Raw genomic sequence first — 16,543 nt, forward strand, 5'->3', positions numbered from 1 at the left:
AAAAGACCGCCGTCAGCTTCATGGGCGTCCTTTGCCTTGCCTCCACACTACTGTGGTTCAAGTGACAACAGGCCCTAAGGTGTGCTGAGTGACGCGCTTGATCGAACGGGACACGGATCGACAGGTGTGGCATGAGCTGTTCGACAAAGCATTGCGATAGACCTTGCACAACAGGAGAATATGTGCGGTAATGACGTTATTCGGGACGTATATCGACGCAACATCGTATGACTTGGGTGCGGCGTGCCGATGAGCCGACCAGGCGGCCGGATCGGGCGCACGCGTGAGCGCTGCGGGGCATGCTCCCTCTGGAGGTCACGGTGGGTCGGGCATGGCGGCGAGGCTCGCGCGCGGCGAGCCATGGGCATGGGCACGGCGTGACGGCGCGCATCCATGGCGGGGCGCTCCGCGCGCTCGTCGCAGGGGCGGTCGTCCTGCTGACGGGCTTTCCCGCCCATGCCTTTCCCACGAAGCCCGTGAGCCTGCGTGTCGCCGTGCGCTACGCGCCGCCGGCCGACCCGGCCCATCGCGAGATCTACCGGACCGCCCAGCGGCAGCGCGTGCTGGAGCGGCTGGGCGAGATCGTCAGCCTCGTCCGCCTTCCTCACCGCCTCACCTTTCGGATGGAGGGGTGCGGCGGCGAGCCGAATGCGTGGTACGACCCCGAAAGCCGTTCGGTCACGATGTGCTACGAGATGGTTGCGGCGATCGTGAACCTCGCGCCGCGCACCAAGTCACCCGCCGGGGTCACGCGGGACCAGGCGATCCGCGGGCCGGTCGCGCAGATCCTGCTGCATGAGACCAGTCACGCGCTGTTCCACCTGCTGCGCGTTCCGATCTTCGGGCGCGAGGAGGACGCGGCCGACCAGCTCGCCTCCCTCATCCTGCTGCAGCTCGCGCCAGCCCGGGCGCGGGACGTCGTGAACGGGAGCGGATATTTCTTCGCGACGCTCGGCCGGCAGGAGCCGATGGAAACGGGCAGGTTCGCCGACGTGCACGGCCTGTCGTGGCAGCGGTTCTACAACCTCGTCTGCCTGGCTTACGGCTCGAACCCGCACCGCTACGGCGACATCGTCGCCAAGGGGTACCTGCCGAAGGAGCGGGCCGAGCGGTGCGGCGAGGAGACCGAGCAAGTCTCGTATGCCTTCGAAAGGCTCATCGTCCCGCACCTTCGCGTGCGTCCCCATCGCGGCGCCAATCTCCGGCGTGCCTGGCGATCGCGTTAGCCGACCGACTGGGCGCAGGACGTCCGACGCCGACGATGGCGTCCCGTCCGCTCCCCAGCCCACCCGGGAGGCCGGCCTTCGTGCACCTCACAAGACTCCCGCTGCGCCGAGGCCGCCACACTGAGCAAGGCCGGCGATCGGGAGTTGTTGTGAGAGACGCTGAGTCAGTACCGCCGCACGCGCACGGCGCGTGCCCCGTAGACGCCGCGGCGGACGCCGACCGCGCCGCGCGGCCCGACGCACCCGGCCCTGTAGACGCCTCGGGCACAGACGACGGCCTCGGCGTCGGTCGGGATGAAGACCGTCAGGCTTGCGAGCAGTCCGATGGCGAGGAGGATGATCTTCATGGGGTGGTGCCTCTCCCTGCTGCCGTGTCCCTGCGAGCCCGCAGGTCGGGGTGCCCGGTCCTGCCCTCGGCAGACGTGTGCTGGCAGGCCGACGCGTCTTCCGCCCAGGTTCTTGTTTGGCCGCAGGTCCTTATCGCAAAACCGGCGGCTACGTTTGCGAAACCTGCTTCGCGCATCGTCCGAACAAGCGGATACCGGTTCGTCGAAGAAAATGGGGCGACATCAAATGCCGATATCCGGGCGCCTTTGCATCGACACATCGATGAAGGCGTTCGGCGCATCGGCGCCTGTCGGCGCGAACCCGTTCGGGCTGAGCCAGCGCCTGCGAACGAGCCCGTTCGAAGGCGCGGCAGTGCTCTAGTAGGCGTAGCTGGCCCGCACGCGCCGGTAGGCGTGGGGATCGGCCCAGATCGGAGCCTCGAACGATGCGGGCTGCGGCGCGGGATCGAAGGGCATCGTCGAGGCGCTGAAGGCGATGAAGCCCGCCGCGGTCCTCACGCTGTCGGGATAGCGCGGATCGCGCGAGATCAGGTCCGCCTCGCGGAACAGGCGCAGGTTGCAGCGGCGGGACGGCAGACCGCCCGTGGGCGTGCAGGCGTCGTGGCGGGCGCAGGCCGCGTCGAGCGCATCGATCGGCGGGAGCGGCGCCCGGTTACCCAGGCCGCAATAGTTGCCGTGCACGAGGAAGCTCGGCGCCGGAGCGTACCCGGCCGACTGGGCCAGAGCGGCCGGCGAGGCGAGCCCCGCCGCGACGGCAGCCAGCGCAGCGATCGTGATCCGCATGACGAAGACTCCTTGTTTCCTCGATAAGGATGATGGCGGAGGATGCCGCGCGGTCGGTCCGTCGGCGGTCGCGCCTCGCACCGGGAGCCGTCAGCCCTCCTGCCGCTCAGTGTGAAAGATAGTGCTCGCAAATCCGACTTGCTTGATCGAATAGGACAGCATGCAAAATGCCGGACCGGATCAACTCTGTTGCAGCATTGGCAGCGCCCGGATATGCTTGAGAGAATGAAGTCATCGCCGCCCGGGATCCTGCGGGGCGAGCGATCTCCGCTGCATCAAAGCCGCGTTGCCCATGTGGCTCCGAGACGGAGGGCGCCGTCGGCCGAACGCAGACCGGAGAGGCAGCGATCCGATCATGTCCGAACCGCCATTCTTCGAAGTCAGGATCACGACGGGAGCCACGGGCACGATCCTGCGCGCCGCGACCGAGAGTTTGGCGGCTGGCAAGGCCGAGGACCTCATCCGCCGGGCGCATCATCGCGGCAGCGATATCGCCCTCACCGTGTCGGGCAGCGATGCCCGGGCCGTGCGCCGGATCGAACTCTATCTGGCGAGCGTGATCCATGAGGTGGAGCAGGTTTGATCGGGACGGCCGCGCGCCACGTGCGGCTCGGCCCGTTCCGCCGCGCGGACTGCCAGCAGGACCGTCGGGCCGACAGTCTGGGACGCGGATCGTGCACGCGCCCGCGACGATCGCCTCGATCGGGTGGAGAGGCCGGCCGCGCGGACCGCCGACCGCCTGGACGGCGCGACATCTCCGCCGAGCGCCGTTTCGCCGGATCCCGCGAAACGGGCTGGCCGCGGCGCCTCCTCTCGCCTGGCGAGCGCATGGTCGGCATCGGCAACCGTCAGGTGGATCACGGCGGCCCGGTGGCCGCCGATGCGGCCGCGCGCCGGCTCGGACGGGATCGACGCGCCACCATGGGCGAGCGCCCGGCTCGGGGCGGCGACGAGCCCGGCATCATCAGCCTCGGCCGGCCCGGCGACGAGGCCGGAAACCTGCACGCGCCATCGCGGCCCCCTCCAAAGCGTCGCGCCGTCGGGCCCGGATCTCTGCTTTGCGGCTACTTCGCTCGCTGCTCCTTGCGCCACGTGCTCGGCGTCGTCCCCGTCCAGCGCCGGAAGGCGTGGGTGAAGGCCGCCGGCTCCGAGAATTCCAGCACGGACGAGATCTGAGCCAGGCTCATCTCGGTGTCGGCCAGCAGCTGCTTGGCGATGCCGAGTCGGGTCTGGTTGGCGATGGAGCGGAAGGTCGTTCCCTCGGCCTTCAGCCGGCGGCCCAGCGTGCGCTGGTGGATCGCCAGGGTCTGCGCGACCTGATCCTTCTCGATGCGGTTCTGCACGATCCTGGAGCGCACGCGCCGCCGGACCTCGTCCGTGACGTCGGGGGGAATGGCGGCCTCGAACTGCCGGATCCGCCCCTCCACGCTCGCGCGGATCAACGGATCGGCGCCGTCGACGGACCGCCTCAGGAGCCGGGCCGGGAACACGAGCGCGGCGAATTCCTGCTCGAAGCGGACCGGGGCTCGGAAGAAGCCCGTATAGGGCGTCGAGTCGGACGGGTGGAGCCGCGGCAGGAGCACCTCGTCGGGGTTCCATCTGGCGCCGCACAGCGAGCGGAGGACGTTGGTCAGGGTCGCGACGGCGCGCTCGCAGTGGAGCGCGACGCCGTCGGTCTCAGGCTCGTAGGGGGCGTAGCTCACGGTCGCGACGCCACCGTCGACGATCAGCTCGATCATGGCGCCGCGGTTGAGGAGATCGTGATGGGTCGCGAGGGCCTGCAGGGCATCGCCGACCGTGTCGGAGTGGCGCATCAGCGTTCCGATGAGACCGAGCGAGGCCAGGGTGGCGCGCTGGCCGACGAGCAGGCCGAAATGGGCGCATCCCGCCTGCTCGGCAGCCAGGGCGGTCAGGCGTCCCAACATCGCGAAAGAGACGGCCTCGACCGTTTCGAAGATCTGCGCGTGAGTGCCGGCCTTCTCAAATATCGAATCCGGATCGATGCCCATTTCCAGAAGAATGTCGCATACAGATTGGATTGAATGTACGTGGACAAAATTATAGGGCATGGACCCGATCGAGAGAGATCGTGTGCTACCGCGCGAAAGATAATCGTGTGGTCTTTGGAAATTTTTCTTGTCGCGAAATGGCGACATGTAGGAGGGCATCGCTGTACCTCCCCTTGCTTCCCTGTTAGGGCAATCGTGAATATCACAGAGGAGAACCTTAGCAACCCCATTTTTAGGATCGAATCGCCGTGCAAATCGAACGTTACTCCATGAAATTGACCACAATTTTTTACAAATGATGCAGAGCCATGGATGCCCTGTCTGCACGCGCCTGGGAATTTGCTCTTTGTGGAATAGAGGCGGCCGATGATGGGCGAAGCACCCGTTCCCGCCTCTGGAGGCAGGGATTATTTCTCATGGGTAGCGGTATCTTCCAGACCGGCGCGGCGCGCCCGGCGGCGCCGCGCCGTCGCGGACGCGTCTTGTGCGGCGGTCGCATCCGCGGTCCAGATGGGCGCCGCCAAGAGGATCGCCGTCCGCACGGCCATGCGCATCTGGGCCTCGGTCGTGTCACGCTGCGCCAGCACCTCGCGGGCGTGAGGGTTCGCCGCCATGATCGCGCAGACATCGATCGCAAGGCCCTGCGAGAGTCGGCGCGGGCCGGGCATCGGGTCGTTCAAGTAGTCCGTTACGGCGGCATCGATCTGCTCGTCCGTGATGCGCTTGCGGTCGTAGAGATCGCCGATCGTCGAGGGGTCGGTCATGCGGCCATGCCTGGATGTTGCGTCGGAATGGACCGATCGGACCATGCGTCATAGGCTAAGTCGATTGCAGCCACCGGGGGTTCCTGGCGTTCAAAAAAAATCGCGATAGGGGCGGTGCGGAAGCAAATCGAGTCATATCTTCGTGAGAGCAAGACTTTCACCTGCGAAGGCTTCGCGCGTGATCGCGCACGATGGAGGGGATATGGGCGTCCTGCCTGCGTGTCCCCCATGCCGTCGAGCATCCACGCAACGGGAGCGGGAGCAGGAAGCTTGACGATCGCTCGGCCTAGACTTGAAACGGCAGGAGACGAAGGGGCGACGTCGCTCGCGCCGCAGGTTGAGCCTGCCCGGCGCGCTGCGCGTCCGGCACTGCCGGCTCAATCGGGCGCTGGTTTGTCCTGCATGTCCTGATACCGCTGCATCGCCACACGAGCATTGAAAAGCAGGCGGTCCGGGCCGAGTTCCTCATCGAGGCCGGATCGCCTCACCATGTCGAGCACGCCGGGGTTCAGGCCCGCGAGCCAGACCGCCGCCTCGGTGCGCCGGATGCCCTCCTGAAGCATCTTCAGGGCCGAGTACTCGATGTCCGGCACGCGGCTGAAATCGAGGGTGACCACGCGAGGCCGATGCTGCGCGATGAGCAGCCTGATCTTGTCGCCGACGTTCTGCGCATTCGCGAAATAGAGGCGCCCGACGGGACGGACGATCAGGAGCCCGTCGAGCGTCTCATCGTCGGGGTGCTCGGGGGAGACGGGACGCAGGACGTCCGCACCGCGCTTGCGGCCGATCACCGCGACCGTCGGGCGAGCGGTCTGGATGGCAAGGCCGACCAGCGACAGGGCCACTGCGATGACGATCCCCTGGAGCGTGCCGAAGACGAGCACCCCGATGGCGGCCATGACGGCCCAGCGGAACTCCATCTGGCGGACCTTGAGGATGGCCCTGAACTCCCCCGGCTGGATGAGGCCGACGGAGTACACGACGACGACGGCCGCCAGGGTCGCATGCGGGAGGAGGCTCAGGATCGGCGCCAGGATCAGCATCGTGGCGAGCGCCGCTGCGGCGGCGAGGAGGGAGGCCGTCTGCGTCCGGCCGCCGGCGGCCCGCACGACGCCGGTCTGCGACGTCCCGCCGCCGGCCGGCATGGCGCCGAGGAACGCCCCTGCCAGATTGGCCGCCCCGGTGGCGACGAGCTCGCGGTTGGCGTCGATGGGAGGGTCGCTGGTCGCCACGAAGGCTCGGGCGGCCGCGATGCTCTCGGCGAAGCTCATCAGCGCGATACCGGCGGCGCCCGGAAGCAGCGCCTGGACGAGGGCCGGATCGGGCAGGGACAATCCGGGAAGGCCCTGCGGGATCGGGCCGACGATCGGGACGCCCCGGGCCCCGAGGTCGAGGAGCCAGGAGGCCGCGATCGCGGCCGCGACCGTCACGAGGGGCGCCGGCGAGTGAGGCTTGAGGCGCTCCATTCCGATGAGCGCGGCCAGCGTCATCCCCGCGACGGTCAGGGTCGGCACCGAGGTCTCGGGGAGCCGCTGGACGAGGCTCACGGCGTCGGCGAAGAACGACTGCTTGCCGATATGGAGACCGAGAAGCTTCGGGAGCTGGTCGAGCAGGATCACGAGCCCGATGCCGGCCTTGAAGCCCGTGAGGACCGGCAGCGAGATGAAGTCGGCCACGGCGCCGAGCTTGAGGAGCCGCGCCGCGACGAGCATCGCCCCAACGAGAGCCGTGAGGGTCGCGCAGGCGGCGGCCGTCCTCGCGGGATCGCCGTCGGGGATCACCGTGCCGAGCTCGGCGCCCGTCAGGATCGCCAGCGTGGTCGTCGACGTCACGCTGAGAACCCGGGACGAGCCCAGCAGGCCGTAGACGATCGCGGGCATGAAGGCCGTGTAGAGGCCGACCGCGACCGGCAGTCCGGCCACCGTCGCATAGGCCATGGCCTTGGGCAGGACGACCGCCGCGGCCGTGGCGCCCGCCACCGCGTCGGCGCGAAACCCCGTCGTCCCGGCCGGCATCAGTCGTCCGATCCTGCCATGTGCGAATCCCGCCATGTGACCGTCTCCGCGGATCGGGAGTGCTGCATCCCCGGGGCCGCGTCCCGCCCCCGAGGATCTCGACGTGGAGGACGCCGGCCGGGCGCCGCCGCGGATGCGGTACGGGAGGGGCCCCGGGCCGTCGCGAGCGGGCGTGGTCGGCCGACCGGATCTCAGCCGCGGGGGCGAGAGGGCCGCCAGGCGCCGCCGCCGGTGACGATCCGGTTTGCCAGATATCTCGGCGGATTGGACATCGGTCCTGCCTCGATTTGCCGTGACTCGGATTGCGGACGTTTTCGACGGAGGACGTCGCGCCCAATGATTGTGCCGGGCGAGCTCCCGACTCGAAGCAACCGTCACGCGTCCTGTTGGATCAAGCGTCGTCGGAAACAGCGGCTCTAACATACATCGCTCGACGGGAGCTTCTCCGCAAGATCATCGCCCAGGCCGATCGGACAAACAGAGGGTTACCTCGATGTCGAAGACAGACCGACCGCACCTGCCATCCACTTTGCGGACGAGCGACGGATCCTCGATGAAGCCGAGCCCACAATCGGTCGACGAGGGCGCGACCTCACGCTCGCAACGTATCGATCAGTTCTTGCTCATGCACTCCGCCCGGCTCGATCAGTGGCGGGATATTGCTGTCATCGCGGAAGCCTGGCAGGCAGGGACCAAGCGGCGGGAGGACCTCGAGAGCGCCATCCAGGCCATGGAGCCCGTCGAAGGATTTCATGCCTATCCGGGACAGACGCTTCTGGCGGCCTTGCGCGACCTGATCGCGGACGACGATGCGGGCAGCACGGCCCGCATGGCGCTCCGGATCTCGAATGCCCTGCTCACGCGGTCCTACCGCGAGCGGGCCGCGGAATGGGACCCGCGGGGCGAACTGGGGTCGGACGAGGTCGGCGACGTGATGCCGCCCGGCCTCGGCGACGCCAGCCAGCACCGGCCCTATTTCGAAGTCCTGTTCGTCACGGCGCAGCCCGCGTCGCGGTGGCCGGCGCTCGCCGAGGAGTTGCGTCGGCTCCGCCGGCCCGAGGATGCGTTCGTCTACGAGCCGGTCCTCGTCGGCTCGTTCGAGGACGCGTTCTGCGCCGCCGCGATCAATCCCGCCATCATCTCGGCGGTCGTGCCGGAGGGCTTCGCGTTCCGGTCGCGCTACGATGCGCCGGTGCTGCGGGAGGTGATGCGGACGCTGGGCGTGGAGGACGATCGCGCCACCTCCGCCCTGCGGCTCGCTGCCGCCCTCAAGCGGATCCGTCCGGAGATCGATGTCTTCATCCTCTCGGAGCGTCGCGTGGAGGATCTGGCCGGCGCGCGCAGCGCGGATTGCGTGCGCCGGGTCTTCTACGCCGTCGAGGAACCGCTCGAGATCCATCTGTCGATCCTGGAGGGCGTGCAGGACCGCTACGAGACGCCGTTCTTCGACACCCTGAAGCGGTACGCGCGACGGCCGATCGGCACCTTCCATGCGCTGCCGATCGCGCGCGGCAAGTCGGTGTTCAAATCCGACTGGATCCGCGACATGGGGGCGTTCTACGGCATCAACCTCTTCCTTGCCGAGAGCAGCGCGACGACGGGCGGCCTCGACAGCCTTCTCGAGCCGACCGGCACCATCAAGCGGGCGCAGGACCTGGCGGCCCGCGCCTTCGGGGCCGACCACGTGTTCTTCGTGACCAACGGCACCTCGACATCGAACAAGATGGCCGTGCAGGCCCTGCTCGGCCCCGACGACATCGCCATCGTCGACCGCAACTGCCACAAGTCGCACCATTACGGCATGGTGCTGTCCGGCGTGCAGCCGATCTACGTCGAGGCGTTCCCGATGACGGAATACTCGATGTACGGAGCGGTGCCGCTGACCGCAATCAAGCGGGCGATGCTCGCCCTGCGCGCCGACGGCCGTTTGCAGCGGCTGAAGCTGCTCGACCTGACCAACTGCACCTTCGACGGGCACATGTACAACGTGCGCCGCGTGATGGAGGAATGCCTGGCGATCAAGCCGGACCTGGTCTTCCTGTGGGACGAGGCGTGGTCCGGCTTCGCCCGGTTCTCGCCCTTCCTCCGTCCCCGCACCGCGATGGGAGCGGCGGCCGAGATCGCCGCCTGGTTGCGGGATCCGGCCTCGCTCGACGCCTACGAGGCCCAGCAGCGCGAGCTGGGACGCCAGCCGTCCGACAAGGCGCTCCTGGCGACGCGGCTGATCCCCGATCCGCGCCAGGTGCGGCTGCGCGTCTACCAGACGAACTCGACCCACAAGTCGATGTCGGCGATCCGGCAGGGCTCGATGCTCCTGGTCAAGGACGTCGACTTCCACACCGTGGAGGCGCAGTTCCGGGAGGCGGTGTTCACGCACGCCTCCACCAGCCCCAACCAGCAGCTCATCGCGAGCCTCGACGTCGCCCGGCGCCAGATGGAGCTCGAGGGCTACGGCCTGGTCATGAACGCGATCGAGATCGCGCTCAGGATCCGGCGGGCGGTCAACACGCATCCGCTGGTGTCGCGCTACTTCACCGTCCTCGGTGCCGAGCGCATGATCCCGGCCGCGTACCGCCAGTCCGGCTTCAAGGACTACCTCGATCCGGACGCGACCTGGGGCGACGTCGTGCGCGCGATGCGCGAGGACGAATTCTACCTCGATCCGACGCGCATGACGCTCGTCTGCGGCACGGCAGGCTTCGACGGCACGCAATTCAAGGGGTTGCTGGCGAGCCGATACGGCATCCAGCTCAACAAGACGTCGCGCAACAGCGTGCTGCTGCAATCGAACATCAACAATACCCGCAGCGACGTCGCCCACCTGATCCGCGTGCTCGTGGAGGTCGCGCGCGACATCGAGGACCGGTTGGCCACCGGCGGCGACGCCGAGCGCGCCGCCTTCGACGCACGGGTCACGTCGCTGATGACCGACGTGCCCGACCTGCCGAACTTCAGCCGCTTCCACCAGAGCTTCCGGGAGGATTCCGGCGACGGCACGCCCGAGGGCGATATCCGCTCGGCCTTCTTCAGCGCCTACGATCCGTCGCTGTGCGAGTACGTGCCGCTGTTCGGTCCGGAATGCGACCGGCGGCTGCGCGAGGGCCCCGAGATGGTGTCGGCCAACTTCGTCATCCCCTATCCGCCCGGCTTCCCGATCATGGTGCCGGGCCAGGTGCTGACGCAGGAGACGGTCGACTTCATGCGCAAGCTCGACGTCAAGGAAATCCACGGATACGAGAAGACGCGAGGACTGAAGCTGCTCAAGCCCGACGCGATCGCGGCAAAGCGCAAGGCGAAATCGTCCGACGCCGCCCGAAAGACGTCCCGGGCGGCCTGAGCAGCCCCGCCTGGGCAGCCCCGCCTGAGCACGATCCCGAGACTCTCGTTCCTGTATCATTCGCCGGATCGGCGGCCGCTGCGGCAGCGGCCGATCCGGATGGAGGAATGGTGCTGAGACGGAGCGCGACCAGCTGGACAAGGTGGACCCGACAGGAGAACGACCTCATGTTTGAATGGTTCGCAGACACGCTCCGTCAGTATCCCGAGATCGCCATCTTCATCGCCCTGGCGTTCGGCTACTACTTCGGCAAGTTCAGCTACAAGGGATTGGGGATTGGAGCCGTCACGGCGACGCTCATCGCCGCCGTGATCATCGGACAGCTCGGCATCAGCGTCACCGGGCCGCTCAAGTCGTTCTTCTTCCTGATGTTCCTGTTCGCGATCGGCTACGCGGTCGGCCCGCAATTCGTCCGGGGCATCGCGAAGGACGGCCTTCCGCAGGCCCTCTTCGCCGTCGTCGTCTGCGTGTTCTGCCTTGCCGGCGGCTATCTCGCGGCGAGGCTCGGCGGCTACGACGTCGGCTCTGCGGCCGGGCTCTATGCCGGCTCGCAGACGATCTCGGCCTCCATGGGCCTCGCGACCGACGCGATCAACCGGCTGCCGATCCCCGGCGAGCAGGCCAAGGCGTACCTCGACGCGATGCCGGTCGCCTACGCCATCACCTACATCTTCGGCACGCTGGGATCCGCCGTGATCATCGCCCTCCTCGGCCCGGCCCTGCTGGGCATCGATCTCGAAGCGGCCTGCAAGCGGTACGAGGAGAAGCGCGGCGGCACGAAGGTCGCCGGCGGCCCCGGAACCGCCTGGCACCAGTTCGACCTGCGGGCCTATCGCGTCCGGCCGGACGGGGTCATCGTCGGCAAGACCGCTGCGGAGGCCGAGCGGATGCTGCCGGAGCGGCGGGTCTATATCGAGCGGCTTCGCCGGGGCACGGAGGTCATGGACGTGACCGCCGATACGGTCATCCAGGCGGGGGACGTGGTCGCGGTCGCCGGACGACGCGAGGTCCTCGTCGACCTGATCGGCACCGCAGCCGAGGAGGTCGACGACAGGGCGCTGCTCGCGGTGCCCATCGAGGGCCTCGACGTCTACGTGACGAGCAAGGAGGTCGACGGGAAGTCGCTCGCGGACCTCGCCCAGAGCCCGTGGGCGCGGGGCGTCTTCCTGCGGAAGATCACGCGGGGGGCCACCGCGATCGACATCCCCATCCTGCCGAGCACGAGGATCAACCGCGGGGACATTCTCACGCTCGTCGGCCGCAATCAGGACGTGGGCGCCGCCACGAAGGCGATCGGCTACCCCGACCGGGCGACCGACGTCGCGGACGTGATGTTCATCGGCGGCGCCATCGCGATCGGCGCCCTCCTGGGTGCGCTCGTCTACACCATCGGCGGGGTGCCGCTGACGCTCTCGACATCCGGCGGCGCCTTGATCTCGGGCCTGTTCTTCGGCTGGCTGCGGTCGGTCCGGCCGACCTTCGGGCGGATCCCGTCCTCGACCGTGTGGTTCATGAACTCGGTCGGCCTCAACGTGTTCATCGCGATCGTCGGCATCTCCTCCGGCCCGAAATTCGTCGCCGGATTGCAGCAGCTCGGCTTCGGCATCTTCCTGTGGGGCATCTTCGCGACCACGCTGCCGCTCATCCTCGCCCTGTATGCCGGAAAGTACCTTTTTCGCTTCGACGATGCCATCGTGCTGGGAGCCGTGTCGGGGGCGCGCACCACGACGGCCGCGCTCGGGATGGTCACCGACCGGGCCAAGAGCCAGATTCCCGGTCTCGGCTACACGGTCACCTATGCGGTCAGCAACACATTCCTGACGATCTGGGGAATGGTCTTGGTCATGCTGATGACTTAGTGCACCTGACAAAACTCCCGCTGCACCGACACCGTTCGCTGGGGCTGCGTCGGTGCAGCGGGAGTTTTGTGAGAGACACTTAGATCGACTTTGGCCATTTTCCGCGCCGCAGCCGGAGGAGTGCCCCTATGCGCTTCTGCGCATCGTTGCCTTTTCTCATGATCGCCGAGCGTCCAGGACGTCACAAAACTCGCGCAGAGACCGTCTGCCAGACACCGTCTGCACCGCGTTACGTCTTGCGGTAACCAGCCACGCGGGGCCGGGCCAGGGCCGGCGCCGCCCCGCTCCCGTATGCTGAAGCCGATGAGACGACGCCCGGTCGGGATCGCCTCGCGCGCCAGCATATCATCGGTGTACGGCAGTGGTTCGAGCAGAAGCGCCGGATCGGCCGTCACCTCGACCGGAACGGTGACCCCCACATCGTCGCACAGGCGTTTGGCGGTAACCTCCCGGACCGTGATGCCAGCCATCTCATTAAGCGCATCACGTACGGCGATCTGATCGTCGCGACGTTCCAGAGGCCCAATGCCGATCGCAAACGCGAATGTAGGAACTCCCAAATCTCGCGCCAGTGCAGTCACACGCAGATAATATTGCGCTTCATTATCGTAGAGAATCCCGCCTCCGCCCAGGAGTAGCAGGTCGAGCCGTTGCACTTCCGGACGGATCTGAGCGCGCAATGTCGTACGCGCGTTGACAGCCCGATCCACATCGTGGTGGCGGCGCGTATGCTCTGCATCTCGCGAGAAGACAACGATCTCTAAATCAGGCGCAGCGGCGCGCAGCTGCGCAATTGAAGAAGCTAAAATCGCCTCATCACCGATGTTCAAGCCACCGTAAGAGCCAATAATACCGATTATAGGAGCCATAATATCTCCATCGCTTCCGTCTGTCGATTTCATGATATTGGCATAGTTACGGGGTTACCACGCAATCTGGAATGGTTTGGCTGAAGTCTTCGAGCTGAGGATGTCGGCATTTCCACCGGCGCATACTCGATTTGCCTTTGGGCGCTCTCCGCCGACCGATTGGTAGGAGAGCGGCTTCCAGCATGTGGCTCAGGCGCTTGTGTCGAGAGACTCGTTGGTCCGCGTCCATGTCTATGCGCGTGAGGCGCCGACTCGCGCGCGGCCCCTCATGTCGGTGCCGGTCGCGCAGTAAGGAACGGCGAGACCGAGCCGAGAAACTTGATCCGCCTGAGCTCGCAATCGCTGAAGCGTATTCATGCTCCCGCGCCGATGACCGACATTTGGTGCTCTCAGGCCGGCATGGCACCCGGATCAACCCTTAGGATGGGGCCGCATGGACGCCCACGAATCCAGCCCGATCTAGCGACAGGCAGAGGGCGGAACCCTGAAATGTCGGGTGTACGGACCCGATGGCATCCCTTCTCCGCCCCATGAGCGCGGATGCCTCCACGAGAGCATCACGACGCTGGAAAGCGAGAGCTGATGGCAGACAGACCAGACGACATATCCGGCAAGCGCGCGAGCGGAAGCGACAAGGGCGTGAGTCCCGACCACGCCGGAGGCGACCAGATCCGGAAGGCCCAGGAATGGGGCGGCGGCTCGAAGGGCTCCAAGGGACCCGTCACCCACGCCGACAAACGCAATCAGAACTCGAGCGCGAAAAGCTGATCGCCGGGTCCGCATCCTGAATCGGGCCGGGCCTCGACGGGCTACGGCGGTCAGCGCGGCTCGCTCCGGCCTACTCCTCACGTGAAAGCGTCGCGTCGGCCTGCGCAGGTGCGGCGCGCCGCTGCGGCGTTCGCCCGGACGCCACCGCGATCCGTGACGACGGCGTCCGCCTTAGCGGCTGCCGCAGGCTTCCTCACTCCCAGAAACAGGCTGATGCTCGATCTCTGGTACAAGACGGCCACGATCTACAGCCTGAATGTCGGCGCCTACATGGACGGCAACGGCGACGGCGTCGGCGACTTCCGGGGGTTGACGACGCGCTTGGACTACATCGCCGAGCTCGGTGTGAACTGCCTCTGGCTGCTGCCGTTCTTTCCAAGCCCGCAGCTCGACTACGGCTTCGATGTCACTGATTACTACAATATCGCTCCTGAATACGGGACGCTCGGCGATTTCGTGGAATTCAGCCGGGAGGCGCGCCTGCGCGGCCTGCGCCTGCTCATCGACCTGCCCCTCAACCACACCTCCGACCAGCACCCCTGGTTCCAGGCAGCCCGCGCAGATCCAGCATCGCCTTACCGCGACTACTATGTCTGGTCCGACCGCGAGCCGGCCAATGCCGCCGAGGGCGTGGTCTTCCCGGGCTTCCAGACGAGCGTGTGGACGCGGGACCCGGTTGCCGGCGCGTGGTACTTCCACCGCTTCTACGAGCATCAGCCGGACCTCAACATCACCAATCCGGCCGTTCGCGACGAGATCGAGCGCATCATGGGCTTCTGGCTGGAGCTCGGCGTCTCCGGGTTCCGCGTCGATGCGGCGCCTTTCCTGATCGACCAGTTCCAGCCGGACGGCTCGATCTTCCGGAACTACGGCATCCTGGACGAGCTGCGCGACTTCCTGTCCTGGCGGCGCGGCGACGCCATCATGCTGGCGGAGGCGAATGTCTCGCCCGATGAGATCCCCCACTTCGTCGGCCATCACGGCCGCATGCACATGACCTTCGCGTTCCTGATCAACCAGTACCTGTTCCTGGCCCTGGCGCGGCGCCGGGCCGAGCCGCTCCGGCGCGGCCTCTCCCTCGCGCCGGCCCTGCCGAAGCTCGGGCAATGGGCCCAGTTCCTGCGCAACCACGACGAGCTCGATCTCGGGCGCCTGAGCCCGGAGGAACGGGCGGAGGTGCACGCCGCCTTCGCGCCCGAGCCGGGCATGGGCCTCTACAGCCGAGGCATCCGTCGGCGGCTCGCGCCGATGCTCGGCAATGACCGCCGTCGCATCGAACTGGCGAACAGCCTGATGTTCTCGATGCCGGGAAGCCCCGTGATCTTCTACGGCGACGAGATCGGCATGGGCGACGATCTCTCGCAGCCGGAGCGCTGGGCGGTGCGGACCTGCATGCAGTGGCGGGACAGCTCGTGCGGCGGCTTCACCGATGCGCCCTCCGAGACGCTGCCTCACCCCGTCATCCAAGCCGGTCCCTTCGGGTCCGGTGCCGTGAACGCCGTGGCGCAGCAGCGCGATCCGACCTCGCTTCTGGCTTGGATGAGGCGGCTCTGCGCGGTTCGGCGCTCGTGTCCCGAGATCGGCTGGGGCGAGATGAGCATCATCGGCACCGATGACCCGGCCGTTTTCATCCATCGCTATCGACATGGCGGGAAATCGATCATCATCCTGCACAATCTTGGCGATGAAACATGCCAGGTTGAGCTGAGATTGGATTCTTGCGAAGTTGAAGAGCTTGTTGAGCTGTTCGGGAACCGGATCCACGAAGCGGATAACAAAAAATATCATATCATTGAACTTGACCCATACGGGTATCGCTGGTTCAGGTCTGATCCATGCTAGCATGACAGCTGCTTGCCGGTGAGGAGCCGGTGCTCGCGCACGATCCGCCACGCCGGCCGCTCTCCCGTCGCACCGCTTGCCGCGGCGGCGAACGGGGCAAGCGCCGTGAGGGCGCACAGGGCGGTGCGCGCGCGCATGGGATTCCTCGCCGGGTTCTCGGGCATCAGGGCATCTCGAAGCCGAGCGCGAAGCGCGCCAACAGCCCGTTGCGAAACTCGTAGGTCGCCTCGTAGGCCGGCATGCCCGAGCGCTTCAGCGCCGGATGGGCCTTATCCGCGATGCGATACGTGAGGAGGGCGGCGTCCCCCTTCCGCTCACGCGTGAAGCAGGCGCCGAGGAGCGCGATGAGGTCGCGCTCCGTCATTCCCAGCCGGATTCGCCGCTCGGTCGCGAACTGCGCGAAGGGCAGGCGCTTGCCCGGGCTCGTTCCCCCGGCCGGACGCCGGACCTCCAGCGCGTCGTAATCGTCCACGACGGCGCCGGGGTAGTGGACGAGCCGCAGTTCCTCGCGACCGTCCCGGGTCGCGAAGCGCACGAAGGTTGGCTCGGCGCCGGGCTCGTCGGATTCCGGCCGCGGGTAGTCGGGCGCATCCCAGCGGCCGAGGATCGCACGCCCGGTCCCGTGCATTCCGATCTGGATGCCATTCACGTCCGTGGCCGCTCGCCAAGCGCGGCAAGCGGCATCGACCCGGACCGTCGGCTGGAGCGTGAGGATGGCGATCAT

Annotated in this window: 13 protein-coding genes; 5 read left to right on the plus strand and 8 right to left on the minus strand. The window is 67.2% G+C overall.

Going from position 1 to position 16,543, the window contains the following annotated elements; translation table 11 throughout:
• Positions 1–377 precede the first annotated feature (377 nt).
• Complete coding sequence (locus EU555_RS32710; protein WP_245524612.1) at positions 378–1,226, plus strand: DUF4344 domain-containing metallopeptidase; 849 nt, start codon at positions 378–380, stop codon at positions 1,224–1,226.
• A 164-nt stretch (positions 1,227–1,390) separates the two neighbouring features.
• Here EU555_RS32710 and EU555_RS32715 read toward each other — a convergent pair whose 3' ends face one another.
• Positions 1,391–1,573, minus strand: a complete 183-nt coding sequence (locus tag EU555_RS32715; RefSeq protein WP_135419513.1) for a hypothetical protein — start codon at positions 1,571–1,573, stop codon at positions 1,391–1,393.
• Positions 1,574–1,930: 357 nt separating this feature from the next.
• Positions 1,931–2,356 (minus strand): phospholipase A2 family protein, encoded by a 426-nt coding sequence (locus EU555_RS32720; protein ID WP_135419514.1) that lies wholly within the window; start codon positions 2,354–2,356, stop codon positions 1,931–1,933.
• 355 nt (positions 2,357–2,711) lie between these two features.
• On the opposite strand from EU555_RS32720, the gene EU555_RS32725 reads away from it, so the two are divergent.
• A complete protein-coding gene (locus tag EU555_RS32725; RefSeq protein ID WP_135419515.1) occupies positions 2,712–2,939 on the plus strand; it encodes a hypothetical protein in 228 nt (75 codons plus the stop codon).
• Positions 2,940–3,420: 481 nt separating this feature from the next.
• On the opposite strand, the gene EU555_RS32730 is transcribed toward EU555_RS32725, so the two are convergent.
• The 3 genes from EU555_RS32730 to EU555_RS32740 form a co-directional block, all read right to left on the minus strand.
• On the minus strand, positions 3,421–4,524 hold the full coding sequence (locus EU555_RS32730) for an AraC family transcriptional regulator (protein ID WP_245524613.1): 1,104 nt from the start codon (positions 4,522–4,524) through the stop codon (positions 3,421–3,423).
• Between the two features lie 248 nt (positions 4,525–4,772).
• Positions 4,773–5,129, minus strand: coding sequence for a hypothetical protein (locus EU555_RS32735; RefSeq protein ID WP_135419516.1), 357 nt, complete (start codon positions 5,127–5,129; stop codon positions 4,773–4,775).
• A gap of 377 nt (positions 5,130–5,506) precedes the next feature.
• Positions 5,507–7,144, minus strand: a complete 1,638-nt coding sequence (locus EU555_RS32740) for a SulP family inorganic anion transporter (RefSeq protein WP_135419517.1) — start codon at positions 7,142–7,144, stop codon at positions 5,507–5,509.
• A 553-nt stretch (positions 7,145–7,697) separates the two neighbouring features.
• On the opposite strand from EU555_RS32740, the gene EU555_RS32745 reads away from it, so the two are divergent.
• Together EU555_RS32745 and aspT are read left to right on the plus strand one after the other, a co-directional pair.
• A complete protein-coding gene (locus EU555_RS32745) occupies positions 7,698–10,481 on the plus strand; it encodes an aminotransferase class I/II-fold pyridoxal phosphate-dependent enzyme (RefSeq protein ID WP_135419518.1) in 2,784 nt (927 codons plus the stop codon).
• Positions 10,482–10,648: 167 nt separating this feature from the next.
• Positions 10,649–12,340 carry an aspartate-alanine antiporter gene (gene aspT / locus EU555_RS32750; protein ID WP_135419519.1) on the plus strand — a complete coding sequence of 564 codons (1,692 nt, stop codon included), beginning with the start codon at positions 10,649–10,651 and terminating at the stop codon, positions 12,338–12,340.
• Here the strand turns inward: aspT and EU555_RS32755 are convergent.
• Positions 12,337–13,242 carry a polysaccharide pyruvyl transferase family protein gene (locus EU555_RS32755; protein WP_135419520.1) on the minus strand — a complete coding sequence of 302 codons (906 nt, stop codon included), beginning with the start codon at positions 13,240–13,242 and terminating at the stop codon, positions 12,337–12,339. The genes aspT and EU555_RS32755 overlap by 4 nt on opposite strands.
• A 945-nt stretch (positions 13,243–14,187) precedes the next feature.
• Here EU555_RS32755 and EU555_RS32765 point away from each other — a divergent pair.
• Entirely contained in the window at positions 14,188–15,819 is a 1,632-nt protein-coding gene (locus EU555_RS32765) for an alpha-amylase family protein (protein WP_205821043.1), read from the plus strand.
• Here the strand turns inward: EU555_RS32765 and EU555_RS36485 are convergent.
• Together EU555_RS36485 and EU555_RS32770 are read right to left on the minus strand one after the other, a co-directional pair.
• Entirely contained in the window at positions 15,816–15,956 is a 141-nt protein-coding gene (locus EU555_RS36485; RefSeq protein WP_167858737.1) for a hypothetical protein, read from the minus strand. The genes EU555_RS32765 and EU555_RS36485 overlap by 4 nt on opposite strands.
• A gap of 26 nt (positions 15,957–15,982) precedes the next feature.
• Positions 15,983–16,543, minus strand: a complete 561-nt coding sequence (locus EU555_RS32770; RefSeq protein ID WP_135419523.1) for a hypothetical protein — start codon at positions 16,541–16,543, stop codon at positions 15,983–15,985.

The sequence above is a fragment of the Methylobacterium nonmethylotrophicum genome, assembly GCF_004745635.1.
Classification (GTDB): Bacteria; Pseudomonadota; Alphaproteobacteria; order Rhizobiales; family Beijerinckiaceae; genus Methylobacterium; species Methylobacterium nonmethylotrophicum.